Genomic DNA, 23,579 nt, shown 5'->3' on the forward strand with positions numbered 1-23,579 from the left:
TAGGGATTGCGCTTCTCATGGCGTGGGCGCAGCAGCCGAGGGGTGCTTGATTGTCGATTTATCGCGGCTTCGGAACAGCTGGAGCCGGCGACCCGCCGCTCGACCAATAAGGGGGATGCCCAGAAATGAAGTCGCGGGCGGATCCACGCGGATCAGTGTGGCGGCGCTGGGATCCTCACATCCACACGCCCGGCACGGCGATGAACAACCAGTTCGGCCAGGATGCCTGGGACGACTACCTCACGCGGATCGAGCAGTCCGAGCCGAGGATCGAAGCGCTCGGCACTACGGACTACTGCGGCATTGACGAGTACGAGAAGGTTCGCGACTACCAGATGAGGGGTCGGCTCCCCGACGTTGGCCTGATCTTCCCGAACATCGAACTACGACTTCCGACTGCGACGGCGCGCGACCATCCGGTCAATATCCACCTGTTGGTCTCGCCTGACGATCCCAATCACGTCGAGGAAACCCGGCGCTTTCTGCGGACCCTGAAGTTCTCCTCAGGACGTGAGTCGTATGTATGCGATCGAGCGGACCTGATCCGGCTGGGCAAGGCGCACAACCCCTCGATCACGGACGAAACGGCGGCGCTGACGGCAGGCACAAACCTCTTTAAGGTGACCCTCGAGAACCTCAAGCACTCGCTAGAGGAAAGCGTCTGGGCGCGGCGCAACATCATCATCGGCGTGGCTGCTGGGAGTACGGATGGCACGTCCGGCGTCCGCGATCCAGGCGGCTCGCTCGAAGCTGTCCGCGTGGAGATTGAGCGACTCGCACGAGTGATCTTCGCGAGTTCGCCAGCGCAGCGCACCTTCTGGGTCGGTGAGGGCGCACTTAGCATCGAGGACCTGACCAAGAAGTACGACGGTCCCAAGGCATGCCTTCACGGCAGCGACGCGCACAAGCTCGCTGACGTTGGCAAGCCCGCGGAGAACCGCTACACCTGGATCAAGGGCGATGCCACCTTCGAGGCCCTCCGCCAGGCTTGCCTCGAGCCGAGGGAGCGCGTGATCGTCGCCGAGCAGCCGCTCAAGGGTGCGTTGGACTATCGGGTGATCGACAGTGTGACTGTGACTGGCGCTGACTGGGTAGCCACACCAGAGATCCCGCTGGCGCCGGGGCTGGTCGCCATCATCGGCGCCCGTGGCTCGGGTAAGACAGCGCTCGCCGATCTGATCGCGGCCGGTGCTGGAGCAGCCAGTACCGACGCCTCTGACCAGACGTTCCTCCAACGAGCCCGCCAACACGTGGCCGGAACCAACGCCGGTATCGCATGGGGCGACGGGGTTACGACCGGAACCGATCTCCCACCGAGCTTCTTCGACGATGAAGACTCGCCGCGCGTCCAGTACCTCTCGCAGCAGTTCGTCGAACGCCTCTGCTCGTCCGAGGGGATCACCGACGAGTTGCTCGCCGAGATAGAACGGGTCATTTTCGAAACGCATCCCTATGAGGAACGGCTGGGTGCTTCGAGCTTCCGGGAGCTTCTTGATCTGCGGGCGAGCCACGGGCGAGACCTTCGACGTTTTGCGCAGAGCGAGATGGACAGCCTGGCAGAGCAGATTGAGGCTGAGAGGGGCGCGCGGGGAGAACTTCCGGGACTGAACAAGGAGAAGTCCAGGCTTACGGGGATTCTCGCCGAGGACAAGAGGGCGCGGGGTAGAGTGGTTGTTGTCGGCGGGAAGGAGCGCGCCAAGCGGCTTGAAGCGCTGAACGGTGCGCTCGTTGCCAAACAGGCCGGGGTCGACGTCCTGAAGCGGCGTGAGAAGTCGCTCGCCGACCTCGCGGAGGCAGTCAACGACATCTCGTCTCGACGACTGCCAGCTATCCGAGCCGAGTTGGAGCGCGACTACGCGGGTTCCGGCCTGTCGGTTGCTGAATGGCAGAACTTCAACCTGGGGTTCATCGGCGACCCTAGCAAGGTCGTCGATGAGCGCCTGGCGGGAGTGCGCAAGGCGATCGCTGACCTAGTTGGTCCACCGATCCCCAAGCCGAGCCAGCCTGGGCATGAGCTGCCGCCGTTCGTGGCTGATGGCGCTGATCTATCACAGGCGCCCCTTGGGGCGCTTCGCGCTGAAGCGTGGCGACTCGGCGAACTGATCGGGCTCGACGCCAACCGCCAGAGGCAGTTGCAGACCCTCAACGACAAAATCGCGAAGACAGAAGCGGCGCTCGTATCGGTCGACCGAAGCGTCAAGGAGGCCGAAGGTGCTGCCGGCCGCATCAAGGCCCTGATGCTCAAGCGGAAGCAGGCCTACGCGTCCCTCTTCGATGGCTTCTCGTCGGAGCAGGAGCAGCTTGAGGCCATGTACTCGCCGCTCAAAGGCATGCTCGGTGCGGAGCAAGGGACGCTCGGCAAGCTGACCTTCAGCGTCAGGCGCGTGGTTGACGTCGAGACTTGGGCCAAGCGGGGCGAGGCCCTACTTGACCTGCGCACGGGCGTATTTCGCGGCCACGGCGAGTTGCTCAACCACGTGTGCGAAAAGCTCTTGCCTGCTTGGGAGAGTGGCGCGAGCGCTGAGGTTGCCGAGGCGATGTCGGCCTTCCGTGAAGAGCACGATCAGCACATCGTCGAGCAAGCCAAGGTTCCGGCTTCCGACCCTCAGGCGTTCCGCAAGTGGGCCGCCGACGTCTCTACCTGGCTAAACAGCACCGAGCACATCTCGGTGCAGTACGGCGTCCAGTACGACGGTGTCGATATTGAGCAGCTCTCGCCTGGTACGCGCGGCATTGTCCTGCTGCTCCTCTACCTGACTGTCGATCGGTCGGACGACCGGCCGCTCATCATCGACCAGCCCGAGGAGAACCTGGACCCGAAGTCGATCTTCGATGAGTTGGTTGGGCGGTTCGTCGACACCAGACGTCGTCGACAGATCATCATCGTGACCCACAACGCGAATCTGGTCGTCAACACGGACGCCGATCAAGTCATCGTCGCGAATGCCGGCGCTCATCGACCAGGTCGCCTACCTGTGATGACGTACACCAGCGGCGGACTTGAAAACCTGGTCATTCGACAGCAGGTCTGCGAGATCCTTGAGGGCGGGCAGCATGCGTTCGAGGAGCGTGCGCGGCGTTTGCGGATACACCTGGGATGATGGCTCGCGCTTGATCAGACGGGTGGGTACAGCCGCAAGACAACACCGTCTCGCCTTAGCGTCTCCGATCGTCTACGCGGAAGGTGGAATCCAGCTTCACGACGGGCCGCGCACCCCCGCTTTGTAGACGCCCCACGATTGGCGCGGGCGTGCTCACATCCGATCGTTCCCGAGACGGGCAAGAAGTTGACTGCGGGCCGCTCCGTCCACAACCCGTGTAACTGGCCGTGTCGTGCTTCAGTTTTGCGACCGCTTCTGCGACGCCCTGGCAAGCGGCACTGGCTCGAATGAGCACGTCCATCAGCGATCACTGCGGAGACCATCGGGCTCGAACTCGCCGGGAATAGCGCCGCGGAGGCGCTGGCCGTCGTCGCGACACATCTGGCCGACGAGGTCGCCCTGCACGTGATCACCGACGACGACGGTCGCGACCGGGTCGTCGTCGACACGCTACGCCAAGTCGGGGCCGACGCCGCCGAACGTGCGCGTCTACCGCTTTGACCGGTGGACATCTGCGATTCTGAGTGCTTCCCCGATCCACCCGAGCAAGGACACGCATTGTTCAGCAGTCTCCCAGTGAGGCTTCGCCTCTGACCGCCGAGCGGGTGGCTGGCCTGGCGGGGCGGGTGCGGTTCACGCTGGTGGCATGCCTGCTGAGGTGACGGTCAACGACCTGCTCGACGATCACGTGACGCTGGAGGTGGAGTGGCTGGACCCGATCTATCTCAACGGGTACGTGCCCAACCTGCAGGTCGCCGGGCAGGTGGTGACCTTCATGACGAGGCATCTGGGGTTCCCGATTCCCTCGCCGGCCATCATGGAGAAGATCGGCACGAAGTTCCGTCGCTCGGTCCGTGCGTTCGCCGAGGAGCTGGACATCCCGATCGTGAAGTTCGCAGGGACGACCGCAAGGTCGACGTGATGCGCCGCTATCTCGACGCTCAGACCAGGACCGGACAGTCCGCGGTGGTCGCGGTCGGGTTCGCCCAGGAGTACCAGAACGTCTTCTCCTCGAGCGAGCGGCAAAGTCCCAGCGGCGTCCCCTCCTTCGGGTTCTACAAGGCCGATCGGCGCGTGACGTGCTTCTACTTCTACCTCTGGGACGCCGACTTCGGACCGGCGTTCTTCAAGGTCTGCGCGTACTTCCCCTATCCGATCAAGGTCTGGCTCAACGGGCACGAGTGGGCCAAGCGCCAGGCCACCGCGGCAGGGATCGGCTTCACCGCCCTGTCCAACGGGTTCGCCAGCTGCGAGGACCCGGCCGCGCTACAGGCCGTCTGTGACCGGCTCGGCCCCGGCACCATCAACGTCTTCTTCGAACGGTGGATGTCCCGCCTGCCGCTGCCGCTGGACGACGCCGACCGGGCGGCGGGGTACTGGTGGGAACTCTCGATGCGCCAGATCGAGGTCTCCCGCACGATCGTCTTCGACGCTCCCCGCCGCGCCCGAGCGTTGTTCGAGGCTCTCGTCGGGGACAACCTCGACATCGGTCGCCCGGACAGCGTCGAGCTGATCTTCACCGGCAAGCACGAGACCCGCGGGCGCCACCCCAAGGTCGCCCCGGTCTACAAGACGAAGGTCGTCACCCGGGACACGGACGTGACGGTCAACGCCTTCTACAAGCACTCCCGGATCAAGCAGTACCTCAAGGACGGGCGCGCGCTGCGCATCGAGACGGTCGTGAACTCACCGGACGACCTGCGCTGCCACCGCCGCCTGGAACACCTCGACGAACTTGCCACCAAGGCCCGTGACGTCAACGCCCGCCTGCTCGATACTGAACGTGTCGGGCAGGGTTGTGTCCTTGCGGGCCCAGCCTTTGAGCGGGTCGCGCAGTCCACCCTCACCGAGGATGGCAGGAGGTCGCCCGCGCTACGGTTCGGCGATCCTCGGGTCATGGCCCTGCTCGGCGCCCTGTGTGTCGGTCTGAACGCCCTGAGATTCACCAACCGAAGCCTGCGCGCCCAGGTGAACCATCTGCTCGGCGTGGCCTACACCGTCGACCAGATGAGCTACGACCTCGCCCGACTGCGCCTCAACGGCCTGATCGAACGCATCCCGCACACCAACACCTACGTCCTGAACCCGGACGGCCAGCGCGTCGCGATCTTCTATACCAAGGTCCACGACCGACTCCTACGCCCGCTCATCGCCGCGAACGCGCCGCCTGCACCAGCCGAACTCCGCCACGCCCTGCGCACCATCGACAACCACGTCGCGGGCTACGCCGACCGCGCACGCCTCAAAACCGCGGCGTAAAACCCAAGACCGGCGTCCTAGGCCACTTGCGTCGTGGGGAAGAGGCGGCGCAGGACGTCGGCGAGGGTGACAACGCCGATGATCTGGTTGCCGTCGTGGATGAGGGCGAGGTGGTTGCGGGTCTCGCGCATGGCTGCCAGCGCGGCGTGGACGGTGGTGGCGGCGTCAAGGGAGAAGACGGGGCGCATGAGCTTGCTGGCCGGGCTGTCGTCGGGTTCGGTGAGGGTGTCGCGCACGTGGACGACGCCGTGCATGGCTCGCGCGTCGCCGATGAGGATGCGCAGGTGGCTGGACCGGCGGGCCTCGGCGCGCACGTCTGCGACGGTGGCGTGCTCGGGGACGGCGGTGGGAGTGGAGCCGGCCCGGATGAGGTCGCGGACGGTGAGGGTCTGGAGGTCGAGCGCGCCGGACAGCTGGGCGGAGTAGCGGGCGTCGAGCGCGCCGACGTTCGCCGAGTGCTCGACGAGGTGGCGCAGGTCGTCGGGGTTCTGGCCCGAGGTGACCTGGTCCGCGGGCTCGACCCCGATCCTGGTCAGACACCAGTTAGCCACCGTGTTCAGTGCCCTGAGGATGGGGCGGGTGGTCCACATGAAGGCCCGCATCGGGAGGGCGAGCATCGTGGCGGAGCGCTCGGGGTGGGCGATCGCCCACGACTTCGGCGCCATCTCGCCCACCACCAGGTGCAGGAACGTCACGATGACGAGGGCGAGGGCGAAGCCGGCCACGTCCGCACTCCAGGCCGGAATGCCCCAGTCCGCGAAGAGTGGCGTGAGCCAGTGGTGTACCGCTGGTTTGGTGAGGGCGCCCAGTGCCAGCGTGCACACGGTGATGCCGAGCTGCGCGCCGGCGAGGATGACGGTGAGCTCGGAGGAGCTGCGCAGCGCGGCCCGGGCCGACCGGCTGGTGGCCGCGGCGTCCTCGAGGCGGTGGCGCTTGGCGGAGATCAGTGCGAACTCGACGGCGACGAAGAAGGCGCTGAGGCCGATGATCGCGGCGGTCGCGCCGGCGATCATCCAGGGATTGTTCATCGGTCGGCCTCCACGTCAGCGCCGGGCGTCGTGCCCGGCAGGGAAATGCGGACGGTTGCCGGCACATGGCGGTCGATCTCCAGGACCTCGACGCGCATCCACCGGATCTCGGGTACGCCGTGGCGGGCGAGGTCGGCGGGGTCGGGCGGCAGCTCGACGTCGAGGGTGGTGCCGACGTCGGCCAGGTCGCCGTGGTGGGCGATGACCAGGCCAGCGATGGTCTCGTAGTCGCCCCTGGGCAGGTCGTGTGCGATGGCCCGCTCGACCTCGTCGACATAGACGTCACCGGGCATCGTCCAGGCCCCGTCCTCGGCCGGAGCGATCACGGGGTGGGCGGGGTCGTGCTCGTCGGTGATCTCCCCGACGAGCTCCTCGGCGATGTCTTCGAGGGTGAGGACGCCGGCGAGGCCGCCGTACTCGTCCACGACGCAGGCCAACTGGTTCTTCGTCTCGCCCAGAGCGCGCAATGCGTCCGGCAGGGCCATCGAGGTGGGGACGATGAGGGGCGGTCGGCTCAGGTCCTTGACCAGTGCCCGATCCGGCAGCTGGGTGGTCAGGACGTCGTCGAGATGCACGGCGCCCACGATCTGATGGTCGGAGTCAAGGACGGGGTATCGCGAGTGTCCGATGCTCATCAGCGTGCGGAGATCACCGAGCGTGGTGGAGGCCTCTACGGTGTCCACCCGCGAGTGCGGGATCATCGCGTGCTCGACGTCACGGTTCGGGAAGTCGAGGATCCGGTCCAGGAGCATGGAAAGCTCGGCGGGAAGGTCGCCGCTCTCGCGGGAGTCCGCGACGATGTGCTCGAGGTCGCGCGCGGTGGCGGAGTGCTCGACGTCGTGAACCGGCTCGATCCGCAGGGTCCGCAGCAACAGGTTGGAGGCCTGGTCAAAGACCCAGATGAGCCAGCCGAACAGCTTGAGGTAGATCAGGGTGGAACGCGAGAGCCACCGTGCGACCGGCTCGGGACGGGCGATGGCGAGGTTCTTGGGGAAGAGCTCACCGAAGAGCATCTGCACCAGGGTCGAGAAGAGCAGCGCCAGCACCGTCCCGACGGCGATCCCCACGCCGGTGGGGACACCGACACCGCCGAGGACGTCCCCGAGCGACTCGCCGATCAGCGGTTCCGCGACGTACCCGACGAGCAGGCCGGTGACGGTGATACCGAGCTGGGCACCCGAGAGCATGAACGACGTGCGTCGGGTCACCGCCAGGGCGCGCTTGGCAACCGGGTCTCCGGCGGAGGCACGCGCGTTCAGCCGCGAGCGGTCCACCGCCATGTAGGCGAACTCCTGCGCCACGAAGTAACCCGTGAGCGCCGTGATCAACAGGACGACCAGCACGCCAAGCAGCAGGGAAAGGACTGTCATCATCGGACGCCCGCCGCCGCACGTCGATCGTGACCGGGCGGTACGGGCATGTCTATAGGGTCGCTGTCCATGTCTCTCTCGATAGGGGCACGCGGCCTGAGGATGCATTCTCGCAGACGCCAGCTCACCGCGACATGGCGCATCTGTCTAAGTGCTGAGGGTCACGTTGAAGACCGGTGCGGTTCCGAAACGCGCAACGCTCTCAGGAGTCAAGCAGCCAGCCGTGGGACCTCGCCGCTATTGGCCCTGCACTGCACCGCGACTAATCGCCGGCTTGGCGGGCGAGTGCGCCGGGGCGGGTGTAGGGCCCGAGGGGCCGGTCTTTGAGGCGCCAGGAGGACTGGCTCTCCAGCCGGTCCTACCCGGGCTAGGTGGTCTGATCTGGGTTGCGGGCGCTTGTGGACGTGGTGGGCACCAGCAGGTGCGATGCCGGAGGTCGCTGGGACGGCGAGGACCTCCTCCCGCGGCCGGGCATAGGCCCTGAGCGCCGCGGTGGTCGCTGCCCGGAACACCATCTGCACCACCGCCCTGAATCGGCTGTGGAACGATGCTGATGTCTGTGGGGGGCTCGACGTACTCGCTTGCATCGAAGATGTAACCGCAGGTGATGCGCGGTTTCGCCAGACACTGACGCGTCGGTGCCTGGGTCTTCGGGATAGAGCCCAGTTTGAGCGAGAGGTCGCAGGATCGATTCTCGCCGGTCGAAGAGCACCGCGGTAGAGTCGGCGCGGTTCCAGCGACAGAGTTCGCGTGGGACTCCAGTCCGTCGACTTCGCGCTCGGTATGGATCCGAGACGCGGGCCCACCGGGGGCCCACGGAGGTCACAGAGGCGGCAAAGATGCTGGTGAGCGATCCACAAGCAGCTGGTTCGAACCCAGTATCGCCCACCACCAAGGACCGCCCCCGGCCACGCCGGGGGCGGTTCTGTAGTTGTGGAGCCGTTCGTCGATGTGGCCGGTCCTTTCGTCCGGCGGCTGCTCCTCGTTGCGGCAGGTCCTGAGCTCCGGGGACGGTCCGGCGGACGTGGGCATCCTGACTTTCGGGTCGCGGCCGTCCCGCCGGCCACGACGCCGCCGGGCGGTGCGCCGACGAGCCGCCCGGACGGGCCGCGTACCGCGCCTCGGTACGATCGGCACAGTTCTATCCGGCTGCCAGAGGAGCGCGCACGTGTCCGAGCACCACCTGACCATCGACGGCGTCGAGCAGACGGTCACCGGTGCCACGCCCGGCACGGACCTGTTCGCCGGCCGCCGCGACGTCGTCGCGCTCAAGGTGGACGGCGAGCTGAGGGACCTGGCGACCGACCTCGCCGGCCTGCCGGCCGGGGCCGCCATCGAGCCGGTGACCATCGACAGCCCCGACGGGCTGTCCATCCTCCGCCACTCGGCCGCGCACGTGCTGGCCCAGGCGGTCCAGCAGGTCAACCCCGACGCCAAGCTCGGCATCGGCCCGCCCATCCGGGACGGCTTCTACTACGACTTCGACGTCGAGCAGCCCTTCACCCCCGAGGACCTGCGCGCGCTCGAGAAGACGATGGCCCGCATCGTCAAGGAGGGCCAGAGCTTCCGCCGTCGCGTCGTCACCGAGGAGGAGGCCCGCGCCGAGCTCGCGGACCAGCCCTACAAGCTCGAGCTCATCGGCCTCAAGGGGCCCGGCGGGGACGGCGAGGCGGACGACAGCGAGGTGGCAGAGGGCGCCTCGGTGGAGGTCGGGGGCGGCGAGCTGACGATCTACGACAACGTCCGCCGCGGCGGCGAGGTGGCCTGGAAGGACCTGTGCCGCGGCCCGCACGTGCCCACCACCAAGCTCCTCGGCAACGGCTTCGCCCTCATGCGCTCGGCCGCGGCCTACTGGCGCGGCAGCGAGAAGAACCCCCAGCTCCAGCGCATCTACGGCACCGCCTGGCCCAGCAAGGACGAGCTCAAGGCCTACACCGAGCGGCTCGCCGAGGCCGAGCGGCGCGACCACCGCCGCCTGGGCTCCGAGATGGACCTGTTCTCCTTCCCCGACGAGATCGGCTCGGGCCTCGCCGTCTTCCACCCCCGGGGCGGGATCATCCGCACCGAGATGGAGAACTACTCCCGCAAGCGGCACGTCGAGGCTGGCTACTCCTTCGTCAGCTCCCCCCACATCACCAAGGGCCGCCTGTTCGAGGTCTCCGGCCACCTGGACTGGTACTCCGAGGGCATGTACCCGCCCATGCACCTCGACGAGGAGCGCGACGCCGAGGGCAACGTCCGCCGGCAGGGGCAGGACTACTACCTCAAGCCGATGAACTGCCCGATGCACAACCTGATCTTCCGCTCGCGCGGCCGGTCCTACCGCGAGCTGCCGCTGCGGCTGTTCGAGTTCGGCACCGTCTACCGCTACGAGAAGTCCGGCGTCGTCCACGGCCTGACCCGGGCGCGCGGCTTCACCCAGGACGACGCCCACATCTACTGCACCCGCGAGCAGATGAAGGACGAGCTGACCGGCACGCTGAACTTCGTCCTCGACCTGCTCAAGGACTACGGCCTGACGGACTTCTACCTCGAGCTGTCCACCCGCGACCCGGAGAAGTCGGTGGGCTCGGACGAGGTGTGGGAGGAGGCCACCCGCACGCTGGCCGAGGTCGGCGAGGCCTCCGGGCTCGAGCTGGTGCCCGACCCGGGCGGCGCCGCCTTCTACGGGCCGAAGATCTCCGTGCAGGCCAAGGACGCCATCGGCCGCACCTGGCAGATGTCGACCATCCAGCTCGACTTCAACCTGCCCGAGCGCTTCGAGCTCGAGTACACCGCGGCGGACGGCTCCCGCCAGCGGCCGGTGATGATCCACCGCGCCCTCTTCGGGTCGATCGAGCGGTTCTTCGCCGTCCTGCTCGAGCACTACGCCGGCGCCTTCCCCGCGTGGCTCGCCCCCGTGCAGGTGCTCGGCGTGCCGGTGGCCGACGTCTTCGACGACTACCTGCGCGGCGTGCTGGACCAGCTCCGGGCCCGCGGGGTGCGCGTGGAGCTCGACGACTCCGACGACCGGTTCGGCAAGAAGATCCGCAACGCGGCCAAGGAGAAGGTGCCCTTCGTCCTCATCGCCGGCGGCGAGGACGTCGAGGCCGGCGCGGTCTCCTTCCGGTACCGCGACGGTCACCAGGACAACCAGGTGCCCGTGGCCGAGGCGGTCGAGCGGATCGTCGCGGCCGTCGCGAGCCGGGAGCAGGTGTGAGCGTGACCGACCAGGGCCAGGCGGCGCGGGAGCCGGCCGAGAGGTTCGCCGGCGTCCCCGACGCCCTGCAGCGGCTGTGGACGCCGCACCGGATGGCCTACATCGACGGCGACGACCGCCCCACGGACGACGGCGAGACCGGCTGCCCGTTCTGCGCCGCCCCCGGCCGCAGCGACGTCGACGGTCTCATCGTGCACCGCGGGGAGACCGCGTACGTGGTCCTCAACCTCTACCCGTACAACCCCGGCCACCTGCTCGTGTGCCCCTACCGGCACGTGGCAGACCTGACCGAGCTCACCGACGCCGAGCGCGACGAGGTCGGGGCGCTGACGGCGACCGCCATGACGGTGCTGCGGGAGGTCTCCGGGGCGCACGGCTTCAACCTCGGCATGAACCAGGGCGCCGTGGCCGGCGCCGGGATCGCGGCGCACCTGCACCAGCACGTGGTGCCCCGGTGGGGCGGCGACGCCAACTTCTTCCCGGTCATCGCCCGCACCAAGGCGCTGCCCCAGGTCCTCGGGGACACCCGCGAGCTGCTCGCCGCGGGCTGGGAGCGGGTCACGGCGCCGGTGCCCTCCGACGGGGCGGAGCTGTAGTGCTCAGCAGGACGGGCCGCGGGTTCGCGACGGCGGTGTTCGGCCCCGCCGCCCGGTTGCTGGTGCGCCTGGGCGTCAGCCCGGACGTCGTCACGGTCGGCGGCACCCTCGCCACGTCCGTCGCGGCGCTGACCCTGCTGCCGGGCGGGCACCTCGCCGTCGGCGCGCTGGTGCTCGGCGCGCTCGTGGTCACCGACAACCTCGACGGCCAGATGGCCCGCCTGACCGACCGGGTCTCGCGCTGGGGCGCCTTCCTCGACTCCACGATGGACCGCGTGGCCGACGCCGCGATCTTCTCCGGCGTGCTGCTGTGGGCCCTGGACCACCTCGACGGGACGCTGCGGACCTGGACGGCCGCCTTCGCGCTCGCCTGCCTGGTGCTCGGCAGCGTCGTGCCCTACGCCAAGGCCCGCGCCGAGGGCCTCGGCATGACGGCGAACGTGGGCCTCGCCGAGCGCGCGGACCGGCTCGTCGTCGTGCTCGTCGCCACGCTGCTGGTGGGACTGGGCCTGCCGGCGGCCGTCATGACCGCCGCCCTGGGCCTGCTTGCCCTCGCCAGCGCCGTCACCGTCGTCCAGCGCATGCGCACCGTGTACGTGCAGGCCCGCACCGGCTCCCCGGCCGACCCGGCGGAGCACCGGGCATGAGCGTCGACATCGTCCGCGCCTTCCGGCTGGCGAAGGCGGGTGTCGAGCGCCTGCCCGGACCGGTGACCCGTGCGCTCTTCGACGCCGTTGCCGACGGCGCGTGGGCCGCTCGCGTGGGTGGCGTGCGCCAGCTCGAGGCCAACCTCGCCCGGCTGCGGCCGGACCTGTCGCCCGCGGCGCTGCGCCGCGCCTCCCGGGCGAACATGCGCGCCTACATGCGCTACTACCGCGAGGCGTTCGAGCTGCCCCAGGCCTCGGTCGCGCAGCTCGGCGCCCGGGTGCACGTGGTCGGGGACGCGGCGTTGCGTGCCGAGCTCGCCGCCGGCCGGTCCGTGGTCGTCGCGCTCTCCCACTCCGGCAACTGGGACCTCGCGGGCGCGTGGGCCGAGAAGTACCTCGGGCACGTCGTGACGGTCGCCGAGCACCTCCAGCCGGAGGAGCTCTTCCAGGGGTTCCTGGACTTCCGCACCGGGCTGGGGATGACGATCATCCCGCTGGAGAAGGGCGGGTCGGTCTTCCGCGAGCTGGTGCGGCACGTCCGCACGTCGGCGAGCATCGTCCCGCTCCTCGCCGACCGGGACCTCTCCCGCACCGGCGTCGAGGTGGACCTCGGCGGCCACAGGGCGCGCGTGGCTCCGGGGCCGGCCGCCCTGGCCCTTGCCACCAGCCGTCCGCTGCACGCGGCGATGATCCGGCACGAACGCCTCAGCGGGGCGCGCCGCCGCGCCGCCGGGGGCCCGTGGGGCATCGTCATCGAGTTCTCGGAGCGGCTGGACCGGCCGGGGGACTCGGTGGAGCAGCTCTCCCAGCGGTGGGTGGACTGGGTGGCCGGGCGAAACCGCCGTCACCCCGAGGCGTGGCACATGCTGCAGAAGGTCTTCGTCGAGGACCTCGACCCCGAGCGTCTCGCCCGCTCGCGCGCCCGGGCCCCGGAGCCCTCCGCGGCGACCCCCGACGGTGCCGTGCCCGGCGAGGCACCGGCCGGCAGCCTCTCGGAGGCCTCCGACGCCCCGGGACGCGCCTGATGCGCATCGGGATCGTCTGCCCGTACTCCTTCGACGCGCCGGGCGGGGTCCAGTTCCACGTCCGCGACCTCGCGGAGGAGCTCATCCAGCGCGGGCACACGGTCAGCGTGCTGGCGCCGGCCGAGGACTCCACGCCGGTGCCGGACTACGTGGTCTCGACCGGCAAGACCGTCGCCATCCCGTACAACGGCTCGGTGGCGCGCCTGAACTTCGGCCCCGTCGTCGGCGGCCGGGTCCGGCGCTGGCTGGAGCAGGGCGACTTCGACCTCCTGCACGTGCACGAGCCGATGATCCCGTCGCTGAGCATGCTGGCCCTGTGGGTGGCGGACGGTCCCGTCGTCGCGACCTTCCACACCTCCATGGAGCGCTCCCGCGCGCTGCAGGCGATCTCACCGGTGGTGGTCCCCATGCTCGAGAAGATCTCCGGGCGGATCGCCGTCTCCGAGGAGGCGCGGCGCACGCTGGTCGAGCACCTCGGCGGGGACGCGGTCGTCGTGCCCAACGGCGTGTTCGCCGACCGGTTCGCCGCGGCCCGGCCCGCGCCGGCCTGGACCGGCACCGACGAGCGCCCCACGGTCGCCTTCCTGGGCCGCCTCGACGAGCCGCGCAAGGGCCTGGCGGTGCTGGCCGCCGCGGTCGAGCCGGTGCTCGCCGAGGTGCCGGGGACCCGCTTCCTCGTGGCCGGGCGCGGGGAGGCCGCCGAGGAGCGGGAGGCCCTCGCCCGGTTCGGTGACGCCGTGACGTTCCTCGGCGGGATCAGCGACGCGGAGAAGGCCAGCCTGTTCGCCTCGGTCGACGCCTACGTCGCGCCGCAGACGGGCGGGGAGAGCTTCGGCATCGTGCTGGTGGAGGCCATGAGCGCCGGGGCGCTCGTGGTCGCCTCGGACATCCCCGCGTTCCAGGCGGTGCTCGACGGGGGCCGCCTGGGCCGGCTGTTCCGCCGCGGCGACGCCACGTCGCTCGCGCGGAACCTGGTCGACGTGCTGAGCGACCGCGCCGCCACGCTGCCCATGCGGGAGCGGGCCGCCGCGGCGGTGCGCCGCTACGACTGGTCTACCGTCACCAGCCAGGTGCTCGCCGTCTACGACATGGTCCTCTCCACGGCCCACGCCCGGGTGCGCGAGGACCCGCGCTCGCGCACCATGTTCGGCCGGCTGCGCGCGGCCACGCAGGCCGTCACCGGGGGAGGTGAGCGGCCGTGGGCGTGACGGAGTGGGTGCTCGTCGCCGTCGCCGGCCTGGCGGTGCTGGCGTGGGTGCTGTGGGTGCAGGCCTCCCGGGTCGACCGGCTGCACCGGACCGTGCTGCGCTCCCGGGCGACGCTCGAGGCCCAGCTCTTCCGCCGGGCGAGCGCCGCCCTGGAGCTGGCCGCCTCCGGCGTGCTCGACCCGGCGCAGGCCCTGGTCCTGACCGACGTGGCGCTGCGCGCGACCGACGCGGCGCCGGCGGCGCTCGTCCCCGACCGGCTCGAGGGCCGGCCGGCCGCGGGCGCGCTGGGCGAGGAGGAGGAAGCGGGCACCGTCCGGGTGGACCGCGGGCTCGTCGAGAGCGAGCTCAGCCGCACCCTGCGCACCGTGCTCGGGTCCCCGGAGGACCAGGCCGAGCTCGCCGGGGACGCCCGGGCGGCCGAGGTGCTCACCCACCTCCGGCAGTCCTGGTACCGGCTGCAGGTGGCCCGGCGCTTCCACAACGCGCACGTCGAGCAGGTCCGCCGCATCCGCGCCCGCCCGGTGGTCCGCCTCTTCCACCTGGCCGGGCGGGCCCCGCTGCCCGAACCGTTCGACATGGACGACGCCCTGCCCACGACGTGACCGGGCCCCGACCCTAGGGTGACCGTGTGATGCCCGCCGAGGATCCCCGCCGCGCGCTCCACGCCGCCGCGCCCGCCGTCGCGCCGCAGTGGCGGCCGCCGCGCCCCCGACGCGCGGGGACGGCCGTCCTGGAGGTCCTCGCGGTCGCGGTCGGCATGGTCGGCGTCGTCTGGGCGCTGTCGCTCGCGATGCGCCTGGGCGGCGCCGCCTCGACCGCCGTCGCCGGCGCGCTCGCCTTCGTGCCGCTCGTGGGCGTGCTGGCCACCGTCGCGTGGGTCGACCGCTGGGAGCCGGAGCCCCGCCCGGTCCTGGCCGCCGCGCTGGCGTGGGGCGCGGGGGTCTCGACGGCGGTCTCGCTGGTGCTCAACGACCTCATCGCGGTGAGCGTGCTGACCGCCACCGGGTCCGCCACGGCCGCCGAGGTCGTCGGTACGGTCCTGGGCGCCCCCGTCGTCGAGGAGCTCGCCAAGGGGGCCGGCGTCCTGCTGATCTTCCTCGCCCGCCGCCGCTACTTCGACGGGCCCGTCGACGGGATCGTCTACGCCGCCGTCGTCGCGGCCGGCTTCGCCTTCACGGAGAACGTCTTCTACTTCGTCCAGTACGACGAGGCCCTGAGCCAGGTGTTCTTCGCCCGCGCCGTCCAGGGGCCGTTCGCGCACGTCACCTTCACCGCCTGCACCGGCATCGCCCTGGGCCTCTCCTCACGCTCCCGCGGTCGCGGCGCCTGGCTCGCGCTGTTCCCGCTCGGCCTCGCCGCCGCGATGGGCCTGCACGCGCTGTGGAACGGCTCGGCCGTGCTGGGCGTCCACGGCGTCGTCTACTGGGTGGTCCAGGTGCCGTTGTTCGTCGCGCTGGTCGGCCTGGTGGTGTGGCTGCGGGCCGACGAGAAGGCCGTCATCGCGGCGCGCCTCGGCGAGTACGCGCGGGCCGGCTGGTTCCCGGCGGAGGAGGTCGCCATGCTCACCTCCCTGCGCGGTCGGCAGCGCGCGCGCAGCTGGGCGGCCCGGGCGGGCCGGGAGCGGGCGATGCGGGACTTCCAGGCCGCGGCGACGTCCCTGGCCTTCGCCCGGCAGCGGGCCGCAACGGGCCGCCGCGACCTGCGGGCGAGCCGCGACGAGCGCGAGCTGCTCGACGCCGTGGCCCACGCCCGCGGCCGGCTCGCGGCGCCGCCCCGGTAGGGCAGCGGCGCCGCACCGGTAGGGCAGCGGCGCTGCACCGGTAGGTCCACGGCGGGCGGTCGGGACGGGGCCGGCCCGGCGCGTGCGCGGGGGCGGGCCGCGTCCGGTCCCGGACGAGGGCCGGGGCGTTCCCGCCGCGCACTAGACTGGCCCCGTCCTTCCCACTCCACGCAGAGGTCACCGTGTCAGAGAACGAGTTCGCCATCGACGCCGTCGGCGCGCAGCCGGCCCAGCAGGGCACCGCCCGGGTCAAGCGCGGGATGGCCGAGATGCTCAAGGGCGGCGTCATCATGGACGTCGTCACCCCCGAGCAGGCCAAGATCGCCGAGGACGCCGGCGCCGTCGCCGTCATGGCCCTCGAGCGCGTGCCCGCCGACATCCGCGCCCAGGGCGGCGTGGCCCGCATGAGCGACCCCGACATGATCGACGGCATCATCAGCGCCGTCACGATCCCGGTGATGGCCAAGGCCCGCATCGGGCACTTCGTCGAGGCGCAGGTGCTGCAGTCCCTCGGCGTCGACTACATCGACGAGTCCGAGGTGCTCACGCCCGCCGACTACGCGCACCACATCGACAAGTGGAAGTTCACCGTGCCGTTCGTCTGCGGGGCGACCAACCTGGGCGAGGCGCTGCGCCGCATCACCGAGGGCGCGGCCATGATCCGCTCCAAGGGCGAGGCCGGCACGGGCGACGTCTCCAACGCCACCACCCACATGCGCCAGATCCGCGGCGAGATCCGCCGCCTGCAGAACCTGCCCGAGGACGAGCTGTTCCTCGCCGCCAAGGAGCTCCAGGCGCCGTACGAGCTGGTCAAGGAGGTCGCCGCGGCCGGCAAGCTCCCCGTCGTGCTCTTCACCGCCGGCGGCATCGCCACCCCGGCGGACGCCGCCATGATGATGCAGCTCGGCGCCGAGGGCGTCTTCGTCGGCTCCGGCATCTTCAAGTCGGGCAACCCCGCGGAGCGGGCGGCGGCGATCGTCAAGGCGACGACGTTCTACGACGACCCGGACGTCATCGCCCAGGTCTCCCGCGGCCTCGGGGAGGCGATGGTCGGCATCAACGTCGACGACATCCCCGTCCCGCACCGGCTGGCCGAGCGCGGCTGGTGACGGACGGGCGCCACGGGCGGGTGCGGCCGTCCGCACCCGCCCGCGGGGCCACCCTGCTCGAGGGGGCCTGCGCCTCGCCCGAGACCGCCGGCGCTCGGCCAGCGGGCGCCGGCGCCGGGCGCGAGACGGCAGGCGCCCGTGCCTGACCCCACCTACGGCCTCGGCCCGGAGTGGGAGCCTGGGGAGGACGGCGTCCCGTTCCGGCGCGCCGCCCGCGTCATCCTCGTGGACGAGGACGACCGGGTGCTGCTGGTGCGCGGCCACGACGCCGGCGAGGTCACCCGGTCCTGGTGGTTCACCGTCGGTGGTGGCCTCGACGCGGGGGAGGACGTCCGCGACGGCGCCGCCCGGGAGGTCTACGAGGAGACCGGGCTGGTGGTGGCCCCGGCCGACCTGGTCGGCCCGGTGCTCACCCGCAGCGCGATCTTCGACTTCGCGCGCGTCACCTGCCGGCAGGACGAGGAGTTCTTCCTGGCGCGGGTCTCCTCCGCGCACGACTTCTCCGACGTCGGCTGGACGGAGCTGGAGCGCGACGTCCTGGACGAGATGCGGTGGTGGGGCCTCGACGAGCTCGAGGCCGCGGTCGAGAGCGGCGCCGTCGTCTACCCCGCGCCGCTGCCCGGGCTGGTCCGCCGCCTCCTCCGCGGCGGCTGGGACGGCACCACGCCGCACCTGGACGAGTCCTCCGTCTGACGGCGACGCGGGGGCGTCGCCGTGAGGGAGAGACGTCGCCGGTCAGGGCGCGGCCGACGCCGGACGCACCTGTGCCGGGTCCACCGCGATCCACGTGGCCTCCGCCCGTGCCAGCAGCCGCCCGTCGGCCGCGTGGAGCGCCGTCCCGCTGAGGTGCTTGCGTCCTTGCACACCCCGGGCCCACGCCATGACCACGTGCTCCGCCCCCGCGTCGGGCAGCGCGTGCACGCGGGCGGTCATGGTGCCGAGCACCATCGGGCGCCCGCCGACACCGAGCGCCCAGGCACCCGGGCAGTCCAGGGCCGCCCACACCAGCTCGGCCGCCGGCTCCTCCGGCACCCACGCCGCGGCGAACCGCCTCCCACCCGCCACCGGCCCCGGGCGCAGTGCGAGGGCGTCGGCCGGGTCGCGGGCCGTGCCGCAGACGAAGCACGTCGGGAAGGGATGGTCGCGCAGCCCGGGGAAGGACGCCCCGGCCGCGACTGCCTCGTCGTAGCGCACCGGGTCCGGGACGTCGCCGGCCGGGGCGGCGGCCGGGCCGGCCCGCAGGACCAGGTGCTCGTCGTCGAGGACCTCGACTGCGCCGTCCGCCGGCCGGACCCGCATGGGACGGTCCAGGGGCGGCGGGCTGACCAGCCGCACGCTGACGGCCGGCAGGCCGGCGGTGGTGCGGACCAGGCGCGCCGCGTGGCCGCTGACCCAGCCGCCGTTGGCCGAGTGCGGCGGGCCGCAGTACCGGGCAGGGACCACCAAGGGGGCGGGCACGCGGCACAGGCTAGCTGCGGCGGCGACCGGGCGCGCGGCCGGGAAAGCCGCGCACGACGTAGGATCGTCAGCCGTGACACCTTCCCCGGACCGTCCCACCATCGGCGTGCTCGCCCTGCAGGGCGACGTGCGCGAGCACCTGGCCGCGCTGACGGCGGCGGGCGCGAACGCCACCTCCGTGCGCCGTCCGGCCGAGCTCGCCGCCGTCGACGGCATCGTGCTGCCCGGCGGGGAGTCCACGACCATGGACAAGCTGCTGCACGCGTTCGGGCTGTTCGAGCCGCTGCGCGAGCGGCTCGCCGCCGGCCTGCCGGCGTACGGGTCGTGCGCCGGGATGATCCTGCTGGCCGACCGCGTCCAGGGGGCGACCAGCGACCAGGGCACCCTCGGCGGCATCGACATGACCGTGCGCCGCAACGCCTTCGGCCGCCAGGTGGACTCCTTCGAGCAGGACCTGCTGGCCCCCGCGCTCGGCGCGGGCGAGGACGTCGCCCCGCTGCGCGCCGTCTTCATCCGCGCGCCGTGGGTCGAGCAGGTCGGCGACGGCGTCGAGGTGCTCGCGCGCACGGCCCGGCGGGGCTCCGCGGCGGGGGAGGCGACGGCCGAAGGTAAGATCGTCGCAGTTCGGCACGGCAGGCTGCTCGCCACCTCCTTCCACCCCGAGATCGGGGGAGAGACACGGGTGCATCGACTCTTCGTCGAGATGGTCCGCGACGCGCTCCTGCCGACCCAGCAGCAACTGACCAGCTGAGGAGCAACATGTCCGGTCACTCCAAGTGGGCCACCACCAAGCACAAGAAGGCGGCGATCGACGCCAAGCGCGGCAAGCTCTTCGCGCGCCTCATCAAGAACATCGAGGTGGCTGCCCGCACGGGCGGCGGTGACCCGGCCGGCAACCCCACGCTCTACGACGCCATCCAGAAGGCGAAGAAGAACTCCGTCCCGGCCGACAACATCGACCGGGCCGTCAAGCGCGGCTCCGGCGCCGAGGCCGGTGGCGCCGAGTACGAGACGATCATGTACGAGGGCTACGCGCCCGGCGGCGTCGCCGTGCTGGTCGAGTGCCTCACCGACAACCGCAACCGCGCGGCGTCCGACGTGCGCGTGGCGTTCACCCGCAACGGCGGCAACCTCGCCGACCCGGGCTCGGTCTCGTACCTGTTCACCCGGCGCGGCGTGGTGACCGTGCCCAAGAACGACGGCCTGACGGAGGACGACGTCCTCGCGGCCGTCCTGGACGCGGGCGCCGAGGAGGTCAACGACCTGGGCGAGTCCTTCGAGGTGCTCTCCGCGGCCGGGGACGTCGTCGCGGTGCGCACCGCCCTGCAGGACGCCGGCCTCGACTACGACTCCGCCGAGGCGCAGTTCGTGCCCTCCATGGAGGTCGACGTCGACGCCGAGGGCGCCCGCAAGGTCCTGCGCCTCATCGACGCCCTCGAGGACAGCGACGACGTCCAGAACGTCTTCGCCAACTTCAACGCCTCCGACGAGGTCATGGCCGAGCTCGAGAACGAGGACTGACTCTCGGCGCGAGACATCATCTTCTCCCCGACGTGTCATCTGCTCCCGGATCCGACGGCATCGCGCGCCGCGCGGGCGGGCCTGACATGTCGCGGAAGAGATGACAGGTCGCGGGCGGGGGATGGTTGCGGTCCAGGGGCGGCGGGTGTGGCGGGCGGCGCAGTGTCGCTGCGCCGCCGTGCGGGCGCGCGGTGGGAAGGTGAGCGCGTGCGCATCCTCGGAGTCGACCCCGGCCTGACCCGCTGCGGTCTGGGCGTGGTCGACGCCGGCGGCGGTCGGACGGTCTCGCTCGTGGAGGTCGGAGTCGTGCGCACCCCGGCCGACCAGGCGCCGCACCTGCGGCTGCTGACGGTCGCCGAGGCGCTGGACGACTGGCTCGGACGGCTGAGGCCCGAGGTGGTCGCCGTCGAGCGCGTCTTCGCCCAGGCCAACGTGCGCTCCGTCACCGGCACCTCGCAGGTGGCGGGGGTGGCGATGCTCGCCGCGGCGCGGGCCCACCTGCCCCTCGCGCTGCACACGCCGAGCGAGGTCAAGGCCGCCGTGACGGGGAACGGCCGGGCCGAGAAGCTCCAGGTGCAGGAGATGGTCATGCGCATCCTGCACCTGAGCGAGCGGCCGAAGCCCGCGGACGCGGCCGACGCCCTCGCCCTGGCCATCTGCCACGCCTGGCGCGGCGGCGGCGTCGGCAGCGCGGTGCGGGCGAGCTACGGCGGCGCCGACACGCTGCCGCGCGCCACCGGCGCCGGGCTCACCGCCGCTCAGCGCGCCTGGGCGGAGGCCGAGCGCGCGGCGCGGCGGGCCGGGGCTGTCGCACCCAGAGGGTAGGTTAATCCAGTCGTACAGGTGTTCGCACCACATTGCCGTAGAGAGGGAACGCATGATCGCGTCGGTGACGGGCGAGGTCGAGGCCGTCGGGCTGGACCACGCCGTGGTGCGCGTCGGGGGAGTGGGCATGCTGGTGCACGCCACCCCCACCACCCTCACCGGGCTCGTGGTGGGCCGGCAGTCGCGCCTGGCCACGTCGCTCGTCGTCCGCGAGGACTCCCTGACGCTGTTCGGCTTCGCCGACGACGACGAGCGGACCGTGTTCGAGACGCTCCAGGGCGTCTCCGGCGTCGGGCCCCGCCTCGCCCTGGCGATGCTGGCCGTGCACACCCCGGACGGGCTGCGCCGCGCCGTCGCGGGGGAGGACCTCGCCGCGCTGCAGCGGGTGCCCGGCATCGGGAAGAAGGGCGCCCAGCGCATCGTGCTCGAGCTGGGCGAGAAGCTCGGCGCCCCCGCCGACGGCGTGCCCACGGTCGCCGCCGTCGCCCCCGCCGGCCAGGAGCGCGCGCCCGAGGTCGTCGAGGCGCTCGTCCAGCTGGGGTGGACCGAGAAGGTCGCCGCAACGGCCGTGGAGACGGTGCTCGGTGCGGACGACGCGCCCAGCGAGGTCCCCGCCATCCTCCGCGGCGCCCTGCAGCACCTCGGCGGGCACGGTCGTGGCTGATCCGCGCGACGTCGTGGACGCCGGCGCCGACGACCTCGAGCGCGCGGCCGAGGCGGCGCTGCGCCCGCGGCGGCTGGCGGACTTCGTCGGCCAGGAGGTGGTGCGCGACCAGCTCTCCCTCGTGCTCGACGCGGCCAACGCCCGGCGCACCCCGCCCGACCACGTGCTGCTCTCCGGCCCGCCCGGGCTGGGCAAGACGACGCTGGCGATGATCATCGCCGCGGAGGTCGAGGGCGCGCTCCGGCTGACGTCCGGGCCCGCCATCCAGCACGCGGGCGACCTCGCCGCCATCCTGTCCTCGCTGCAGGAGCACGACGTCCTGTTCATCGACGAGATCCACCGCCTCGCGCGCCCCGCCGAGGAGATGCTCTACCTCGCCATGGAGGACTTCCGGGTCGACGTCGTAGTCGGCAAGGGCCCGGGCGCGACGTCCATCCCGCTGAGCCTCCCGCCGTTCACCGTCGTGGGCGCCACCACCCGGGCCGGGCTGCTGCCGGCGCCGCTGCGCGACCGGTTCGGCTTCACCGGGCACCTGGAGTTCTACACCGCCGCCGAGCTCGAGCAGGTGCTCCGCCGCAGCGCCGGGCTCCTCGGGGTCGAGCTGCACGACGACGCCGCGGCGGAGCTCGCCTCACGCTCGCGCGGCACGCCCCGCATCGCCAACCGCCTGCTGCGTCGCGTGCAGGACTTCGCCCAGGTGCGCGGCACCGGCGTGCTCGACCTCGCCGCGGCGCACGGCGCGCTGGACGTCTTCGAGGTGGACAAGCTCGGGCTGGACCGGCTCGACCGCGCGGTGCTGCAGGCGCTGTGCAGCCGCTTCGGCGGCGGCCCCGTGGGCCTGACCACGCTCGCCGTGACGGTGGGGGAGGAGCCCGAGACGGTGGAGACGGTCGCCGAGCCCTTCCTGGTGCGCGAGGGCCTGGTGGTCCGGACGCCGCGCGGGCGCATGGCCACGGCCGCCGCGTACGACCACCTGGGCCTGCAGCGCCCCGGCGACGGCATGCTCTTCACCTGACGGGAGCGCGCCCGCGCCCGAGGGAGCCTGCACCGCCGCTGCGCGCGGCCGGAAGCCACAGCTGGTTCTCGTCCGGCGCGCCCGGCTCCTCGCGTGACGGTGCGTCGGGCGCCGGGCCCGGCGGGGCGCCCGGGGTTGGCCCAGACGCCGGGCCGGGCTCCCGGCGGGGTGTTGGGGGCACGGCCGCGCCTCGCCTAGACTCGTGTGGATATCGCCCTCGACCGACCGGAGAACCGCCTGATGGAAATTTTCATCTTCCTCGCCCTCATGATCGCCATGATGTGGTTCGTCACGAGTCGCGGGAAGAAGCAGCAGGCCCAGCAGCGTCAGCGCCTCGAGGAACAGCTCGTCCCCGGCACCTGGGTGATGACGATCGGCGGCTTCTTCGGTCGCGTGATCGAGATCGACGGCGACGTCGTCACGCTGGAGAGCCCCTCCGGCGTGGAGACGATCTGGGTCAAGAGCGCCATCCGCGAGGCCAAGGAGCCCCCGTACGCGCCGGTGGACGAGGACGAGACCGAAGGGTCCGTCGTCGTGCCGGACGACGCCGCCTCCCTGACCGAGACCGGCCCGGTCGTCGGCGGCGCCACCTCCGTCGAGCCCAGCGGCCCGGTCGTCGACGACGTCCGCCCACTTGACGGCGAGGCGCCCAAGCGCCCCTGGGCCGCGGGCGAGCCTCAGGACGGCGAGGACCGCGGACCCGGCGCCGCACCGCGCGCCTGACGCCCGAATCACATTCCCGCCGTCCGACCGGCGGGCCCTGCACGAGAGAAG

Annotated in this window: 21 protein-coding genes; 18 read left to right on the forward strand and 3 right to left on the reverse strand. The window is 71.6% G+C overall.

Annotated features, from left to right (window positions below; genetic code table 11):
• The first annotated feature begins 125 nt into the window (after positions 1-125).
• From ACF0H8_RS11685 to ACF0H8_RS11695, 3 genes are all read left to right on the forward strand, one after another.
• Positions 126-3,101 carry a TrlF family AAA-like ATPase gene (locus ACF0H8_RS11685; RefSeq protein ID WP_395289079.1) on the forward strand — a complete coding sequence of 992 codons (2,976 nt, stop codon included), beginning with the start codon at positions 126-128 and terminating at the stop codon, positions 3,099-3,101.
• A gap of 646 nt (positions 3,102-3,747) precedes the next feature.
• A complete protein-coding gene (locus ACF0H8_RS11690) occupies positions 3,748-4,023 on the forward strand; it encodes a hypothetical protein (protein ID WP_395289080.1) in 276 nt (91 codons plus the stop codon).
• Positions 4,023-5,360: a hypothetical protein gene (locus ACF0H8_RS11695; RefSeq protein ID WP_395289081.1), complete on the forward strand. Its 1,338-nt coding sequence runs from the start codon at positions 4,023-4,025 to the stop codon at positions 5,358-5,360. Before ACF0H8_RS11690 ends, ACF0H8_RS11695 begins: the two co-directional genes overlap by 1 nt.
• 17 nt (positions 5,361-5,377) lie before the next feature.
• Here the strand turns inward: ACF0H8_RS11695 and ACF0H8_RS11700 are convergent, their stop codons facing one another.
• Positions 5,378-6,388: a hemolysin family protein gene (locus ACF0H8_RS11700; RefSeq protein ID WP_395289082.1), complete on the reverse strand. Its 1,011-nt coding sequence runs from the start codon at positions 6,386-6,388 to the stop codon at positions 5,378-5,380.
• Entirely contained in the window at positions 6,385-7,761 is a 1,377-nt protein-coding gene (locus ACF0H8_RS11705) for a hemolysin family protein (RefSeq protein WP_395289083.1), read from the reverse strand. Before ACF0H8_RS11705 ends, ACF0H8_RS11700 begins: the two co-directional genes overlap by 4 nt.
• Before the next feature lie 1,165 nt (positions 7,762-8,926).
• Here ACF0H8_RS11705 and thrS point away from each other — a divergent pair.
• The 9 genes from thrS to ACF0H8_RS11750 all read left to right on the forward strand — a co-directional run bounded on the left by thrS (position 8,927) and on the right by ACF0H8_RS11750 (position 18,015).
• Entirely contained in the window at positions 8,927-10,957 is a 2,031-nt protein-coding gene (gene thrS / locus ACF0H8_RS11710) for a threonine--tRNA ligase (protein WP_395289084.1), read from the forward strand.
• A 2-nt stretch (positions 10,958-10,959) separates the two neighbouring features.
• On the forward strand, positions 10,960-11,553 hold the full coding sequence (locus ACF0H8_RS11715; RefSeq protein WP_395289085.1) for an HIT family protein: 594 nt from the start codon (positions 10,960-10,962) through the stop codon (positions 11,551-11,553).
• The gene (gene pgsA, locus ACF0H8_RS11720; RefSeq protein WP_395289086.1) at positions 11,553-12,200 is read left to right on the forward strand and encodes a phosphatidylinositol phosphate synthase; all 648 of its coding nucleotides are present in this window, start codon (positions 11,553-11,555) and stop codon (positions 12,198-12,200) included. Before ACF0H8_RS11715 ends, pgsA begins: the two co-directional genes overlap by 1 nt.
• Positions 12,197-13,225, forward strand: a complete 1,029-nt coding sequence (locus ACF0H8_RS11725) for a phosphatidylinositol mannoside acyltransferase (RefSeq protein ID WP_395289087.1) — start codon at positions 12,197-12,199, stop codon at positions 13,223-13,225. The genes pgsA and ACF0H8_RS11725 overlap by 4 nt, the downstream gene beginning before the upstream one ends.
• On the forward strand, positions 13,225-14,433 hold the full coding sequence (locus ACF0H8_RS11730; protein ID WP_395289088.1) for a glycosyltransferase family 4 protein: 1,209 nt from the start codon (positions 13,225-13,227) through the stop codon (positions 14,431-14,433). Before ACF0H8_RS11725 ends, ACF0H8_RS11730 begins: the two co-directional genes overlap by 1 nt.
• Entirely contained in the window at positions 14,424-15,035 is a 612-nt protein-coding gene (locus ACF0H8_RS11735; protein ID WP_395289089.1) for a hypothetical protein, read from the forward strand. Before ACF0H8_RS11730 ends, ACF0H8_RS11735 begins: the two co-directional genes overlap by 10 nt.
• A 29-nt stretch (positions 15,036-15,064) precedes the next feature.
• Complete coding sequence (locus ACF0H8_RS11740) at positions 15,065-16,213, forward strand: PrsW family intramembrane metalloprotease (protein WP_395289090.1); 1,149 nt, start codon at positions 15,065-15,067, stop codon at positions 16,211-16,213.
• A gap of 260 nt (positions 16,214-16,473) precedes the next feature.
• A complete protein-coding gene (pdxS, locus tag ACF0H8_RS11745) occupies positions 16,474-17,322 on the forward strand; it encodes a pyridoxal 5'-phosphate synthase lyase subunit PdxS (RefSeq protein WP_395290877.1) in 849 nt (282 codons plus the stop codon).
• Positions 17,323-17,460: 138 nt separating this feature from the next.
• The gene (locus tag ACF0H8_RS11750) at positions 17,461-18,015 is read left to right on the forward strand and encodes an NUDIX hydrolase (RefSeq protein ID WP_395289091.1); all 555 of its coding nucleotides are present in this window, start codon (positions 17,461-17,463) and stop codon (positions 18,013-18,015) included.
• Positions 18,016-18,057: 42 nt separating this feature from the next.
• Here ACF0H8_RS11750 and ACF0H8_RS11755 read toward each other — a convergent pair whose 3' ends face one another.
• Complete coding sequence (locus ACF0H8_RS11755) at positions 18,058-18,780, reverse strand: hypothetical protein (RefSeq protein ID WP_395289092.1); 723 nt, start codon at positions 18,778-18,780, stop codon at positions 18,058-18,060.
• A 73-nt stretch (positions 18,781-18,853) separates the two neighbouring features.
• Here ACF0H8_RS11755 and pdxT point away from each other — a divergent pair, with 73 nt between their 5' ends.
• The 6 genes from pdxT (at position 18,854) to yajC (ending at position 23,528) form a co-directional block, all read left to right on the forward strand.
• Positions 18,854-19,531 (forward strand): pyridoxal 5'-phosphate synthase glutaminase subunit PdxT, encoded by a 678-nt coding sequence (pdxT, locus tag ACF0H8_RS11760; protein WP_395289093.1) that lies wholly within the window; start codon positions 18,854-18,856, stop codon positions 19,529-19,531.
• Between the two features lie 8 nt (positions 19,532-19,539).
• Entirely contained in the window at positions 19,540-20,301 is a 762-nt protein-coding gene (locus ACF0H8_RS11765) for a YebC/PmpR family DNA-binding transcriptional regulator (RefSeq protein ID WP_395289094.1), read from the forward strand.
• 207 nt (positions 20,302-20,508) lie between these two features.
• The gene (gene ruvC, locus ACF0H8_RS11770; protein WP_395289095.1) at positions 20,509-21,126 is read left to right on the forward strand and encodes a crossover junction endodeoxyribonuclease RuvC; all 618 of its coding nucleotides are present in this window, start codon (positions 20,509-20,511) and stop codon (positions 21,124-21,126) included.
• 52 nt (positions 21,127-21,178) lie between these two features.
• Entirely contained in the window at positions 21,179-21,790 is a 612-nt protein-coding gene (ruvA, locus tag ACF0H8_RS11775) for a Holliday junction branch migration protein RuvA (protein WP_395289096.1), read from the forward strand.
• Positions 21,783-22,805 carry a Holliday junction branch migration DNA helicase RuvB gene (gene ruvB, locus ACF0H8_RS11780; protein WP_395289097.1) on the forward strand — a complete coding sequence of 341 codons (1,023 nt, stop codon included), beginning with the start codon at positions 21,783-21,785 and terminating at the stop codon, positions 22,803-22,805. Before ruvA ends, ruvB begins: the two co-directional genes overlap by 8 nt.
• Positions 22,806-23,009: 204 nt before the next feature.
• The gene (gene yajC / locus ACF0H8_RS11785; RefSeq protein ID WP_395289098.1) at positions 23,010-23,528 is read left to right on the forward strand and encodes a preprotein translocase subunit YajC; all 519 of its coding nucleotides are present in this window, start codon (positions 23,010-23,012) and stop codon (positions 23,526-23,528) included.
• Positions 23,529-23,579: the final 51 nt, after the last annotated feature.

The sequence above is a fragment of the Georgenia sp. AZ-5 genome (assembly GCF_043952095.1).
In the GTDB taxonomy this organism is placed as follows: Bacteria; Actinomycetota; Actinomycetes; order Actinomycetales; family Actinomycetaceae; genus Georgenia.

What these genes read in the sequence shown, in the direction of transcription:
- ACF0H8_RS11685 (WP_395289079.1), top strand. Translation starts at nt 126, where the DNA reads ATGAAGTCGCGGGCGGATCCACGCGGATCAGTGTGGCGGCGCTGGGAT.
- ACF0H8_RS11690 (WP_395289080.1), top strand. Translation starts at nt 3,748, where the DNA reads ATGCCTGCTGAGGTGACGGTCAACGACCTGCTCGACGATCACGTGACG.
- ACF0H8_RS11695 (WP_395289081.1), top strand. Translation starts at nt 4,023, where the DNA reads ATGCGCCGCTATCTCGACGCTCAGACCAGGACCGGACAGTCCGCGGTG.
- ACF0H8_RS11700 (WP_395289082.1), bottom strand. Translation starts at nt 6,388, where the DNA reads ATGAACAATCCCTGGATGATCGCCGGCGCGACCGCCGCGATCATCGGC.
- ACF0H8_RS11705 (WP_395289083.1), bottom strand. Translation starts at nt 7,761, where the DNA reads ATGATGACAGTCCTTTCCCTGCTGCTTGGCGTGCTGGTCGTCCTGTTG.
- ACF0H8_RS11725 (WP_395289087.1), top strand. Translation starts at nt 12,197, where the DNA reads ATGAGCGTCGACATCGTCCGCGCCTTCCGGCTGGCGAAGGCGGGTGTC.
- ACF0H8_RS11730 (WP_395289088.1), top strand. Translation starts at nt 13,225, where the DNA reads ATGCGCATCGGGATCGTCTGCCCGTACTCCTTCGACGCGCCGGGCGGG.
- ACF0H8_RS11740 (WP_395289090.1), top strand. Translation starts at nt 15,065, where the DNA reads ATGCCCGCCGAGGATCCCCGCCGCGCGCTCCACGCCGCCGCGCCCGCC.
- pdxS (WP_395290877.1), top strand. Translation starts at nt 16,474, where the DNA reads ATGGCCGAGATGCTCAAGGGCGGCGTCATCATGGACGTCGTCACCCCC.
- ACF0H8_RS11765 (WP_395289094.1), top strand. Translation starts at nt 19,540, where the DNA reads ATGTCCGGTCACTCCAAGTGGGCCACCACCAAGCACAAGAAGGCGGCG.
- ruvA (WP_395289096.1), top strand. Translation starts at nt 21,179, where the DNA reads ATGATCGCGTCGGTGACGGGCGAGGTCGAGGCCGTCGGGCTGGACCAC.